This window comes from Micromonospora sp. MH33 (assembly GCF_003013775.1).
Classification (GTDB): domain Bacteria; phylum Actinomycetota; class Actinomycetes; order Mycobacteriales; family Micromonosporaceae; genus Micromonospora; species Micromonospora fulviviridis.
This window is the reverse complement of record NZ_MUYZ01000495.1, coordinates 1-3016: the sequence shown is the minus strand read 5'-3', so window position 1 is coordinate 3016 and position 3016 is coordinate 1. Positions and strand designations below refer to the sequence as shown.

3 protein-coding genes are annotated in these 3016 nt (G+C 77.3%); all 3 read right to left on the bottom strand.

Annotation, left to right across the window (positions count from 1 at the left end; genetic code table 11):
• Positions 1-743, bottom strand: a 743-nt coding sequence (locus tag B0E53_RS34910) for an ABC transporter permease subunit (protein ID WP_107079772.1), incomplete at its 3' end; no start/stop codon positions are given.
• The gene (locus tag B0E53_RS34905) at positions 733-1635 is read right to left on the bottom strand and encodes an ABC transporter ATP-binding protein (RefSeq protein WP_107079771.1); all 903 of its coding nucleotides are present in this window, start codon (positions 1633-1635) and stop codon (positions 733-735) included. The genes B0E53_RS34905 and B0E53_RS34910, both read right to left, overlap by 11 nt.
• Before the next feature lie 76 nt (positions 1636-1711).
• On the bottom strand, positions 1712-3016 hold a 1305-nt coding region (locus B0E53_RS34900), incomplete at its 5' end, for an HD domain-containing protein (RefSeq protein WP_146167917.1).

Genomic DNA, 3016 nt, shown 5'->3' with positions numbered 1-3016 from the left:
GCCCGCCCGCCACCGACGGCGGCCGCGACCCCCGGCGTGTCCCCCGGCGCGCCGAGCGCGGCGGCCAGCGACCCGGCGTTCGGCCCGGGCAGCCCCTCCTGCGCCTTCGCCACCCAGTCGACCAGCGGCGCGGCGATCGCGGCGAGCAGGTTCTGCACCGCGAGCATCCACACCAGGCCCAGCCCGACCGGCAGGGCCACGGCGCGCAGCGCGACGGCGAGCACGGCACCGAGCATGGCCCACATCGTCGCGATGAGCCAGCCCGCCCCGATCCCGGTGAGCAGGTCGCCGGCCGCCGGCCAGGTCACCGGCTGCGCCTCGGCGGACGCGATGAGCAGGCTGGCCACCGCGCCGACCGCGAACACGGCGAGCACCACGGCCAGCGCGGCGGCGGCCAGGGTGAGCAGCTTGCCGGCGTACACCTCCAGCCGGGTCGGGCCCTGGGTGAGCACGGTCTTCCAGGTTCCCCAGCCGTACTCGCCGCCGACGGTGAGCACGCCGAGGATCAGCAGGATCGAGCCGAGGAAGACCGGCAGGCCGCCGAGGGAGTTCCCGACCAGCTGGTCCGGGAGCAGCGCGGGCAGCGCCCGGTCGGTGTTCGGCCCGTCGGTGCCGCTGGCGAGACCGGCGTACGGGAAGACGTAGGTGAAGATCAGCGAGAGCACCAGCGTGATGGCCAGCAGCAGCCAGCTGGCCGGCCGCCGGACCAGCTTGACCGTCTCGGCGCGGAAACTACGCGACATCGGCCGTTCCCTTCTCCACGAGGTCGAAGAAGACCTGCTCCAGGTCCCGTTCCCGGGGCCGCACCCCGCCCCCGGCGAGCCCCGCCCCGACCAGCTCGGCGTTGAGCCAGGCGGCCCGGTCCGGCGCGACGGCCAGCTCCAGCCCGCCGTCGACCACCCGGACCCGCTCGGCGCCGACCAGTTCCCGGGCCCGTTCGGCCGCGGCGTCCAGCGGGTCGGCGAGCAGCCGCAGCCCGGCCGCCCCGCGCAGCTCGGCGACGCTGCCCTCGGCGACCAGCCGGCCCCGGGCGATCACCCCGACCCGGTCGCAGACCTGCTCGACCTCGCCGAGCAGGTGGCTGGAGACCAGCACCGTGCAGCCGGCCGCGCCGAGCCGGCGGATGAGGGTGCGCATGTCCGCCATGCCGGCCGGGTCGAGGCCGTTGGTCGGCTCGTCCAGGATCAGCAGGCGGGGATCCTTCAACAGGGCGGCGGCCACGCCGAGCCGCTGCTTCATGCCCAACGAGTAGCCGGCGTAGCGGTCGCCGGCCCGGTCGGTCAGGTCGACCAGGTCGAGCACGAGCGCGACCCGGTCGGCGCCGACCCCGGCGTAGCGGGCCAGCACCCGCAGGTTGTCGCGGCCGGAGAGGTACGGGTAGAAGGCCGGCCCCTCGATCAGCGCGCCGACCCCGGTGAGCCGGCCGGCGGCGGGCGGCCGGCCGAGCAGCCGGACCGTGCCGGCGGTGGGGCGGACCAGCCCGAGCAGCATGCGCAGGGTGGTGGTCTTGCCGGCGCCGTTGGGGCCGAGGAAGCCGTACACCTCGCCGGCCCGGACGGTGAGCTGGAGGTCCTGCACGGCGGTCAGGCCGCCGTACCGTTTGGTGAGCCCTTCGGTCTGCACTGGCAGGTTCATGCCACCGAGCGTCCCGCCGGGCGGCCCCCGGCACGTCGCCCCGGCGGCGGCTTCCGGACTACGTCGCCTGACGTAGTCAGACGGCGGCGAGTACGGCGGCCTCGATCCGGGCCCGGTCGGCGTCGGACGGCCAGCCGCCGACCAGGTAGAACGCGTCCACCACGTCGCCGCCGAGAGTGGAGATCCGGGCGGCCCGCACCTGGGCGCCGGCCTCGTCGAGGGCGCAGGCGACCCGGTAGAGCAGCCCGGCCGCGTCGGCGGCGCGCAGCTCCAGCAGCACCGCGTCGGTGGCCGCCTCGCGGTGCCAGACCACCCGGGGCGCGGCCCCCTGGCCCCGGGCGGCCAGGGCCCGGCCGCGCAGCCGCTGGGTGACCGAGACGTCGCCGCTGACCGCGCGGCGCAGGTCGGCGCTGAGCGCGATGGGGTCGGGGGCCAGCCCGTAGCGCGGCTGCACCCGGCACTGCACCAGGGCCCGGCCGTCGACCGTGGCGGCGTCCGCGGAGATCACCTCCAGCCGGTGCAGGGCCAGGCAGCCGGCCACCGTGGCGAGCAGCCCCCGCCGGTCGGCCGCGGCCACCGACACCCGGTCCTCCCCGAGGTGTACGACGGGCAGCGGCCCGGCGACCAGCGCCGGGTCGGGGGCCGGTGGGGCGGGCACCACGCCGGTGTCCAGGGCGGTGCGCACCCGGGCGACGAGTTCGGCGACCAGCCGCCCCTTCCAGTCCGACCAGGCGGCCGGCCCGGTTGCCGCGGCGTCGGCCCGCACCAGGCCGTGCAGCAGGTCCAGGGTGGTGGTGTCGCCGACCCGCTCGGCGACCCCGGCGACGGTCTTCGGGTCGGAGAGGTCCCGCCGGGTGGCCACGTCGGGCAGCAGCAGGTGCAGCCGGACCAGCTTGGCGATCAGCGCCGCCTCGTCCTCGGGCAGCCCGATCCGGGCGGCCACCGCCTCCGCCAGGGGCGCGCCGACCGTGCTGTGGTCGCCCGGCAGCCCCTTGCCGATGTCGTGCAGGAACGCGCCGAGCAGCAGCAGGTCGGGCCGGTCCACGTCGCGGGTGTGCCGGCTCGCCTCGTACGCGGCCTGCACCAGGTGCCGGTCGAGGGTGAACCGGTGCACCGGGTTGTGCCGCGGCAGGCTGCGCAGCCGGGTCCACTCGGGCAGCCAGCCGTCGATCAGGCCGTACCGGTCGCAGGTCTCCCAGGCGGGCACCAGGCCGGGACCGGCACCGAGCAGGGTGATCAGCGCGGCCCGGGCGGCCGGCGGCCAGGGCGCGGGCAGCGGCGGGCAGTACGCGGCCAGCCACTCGCAGGTGGCCCGGGCGATGGGCAGCCGGGTGGTGGCCGCGGCGGCGGCGACCCGCAGCGACAGGCTCGGGTCCGGGCG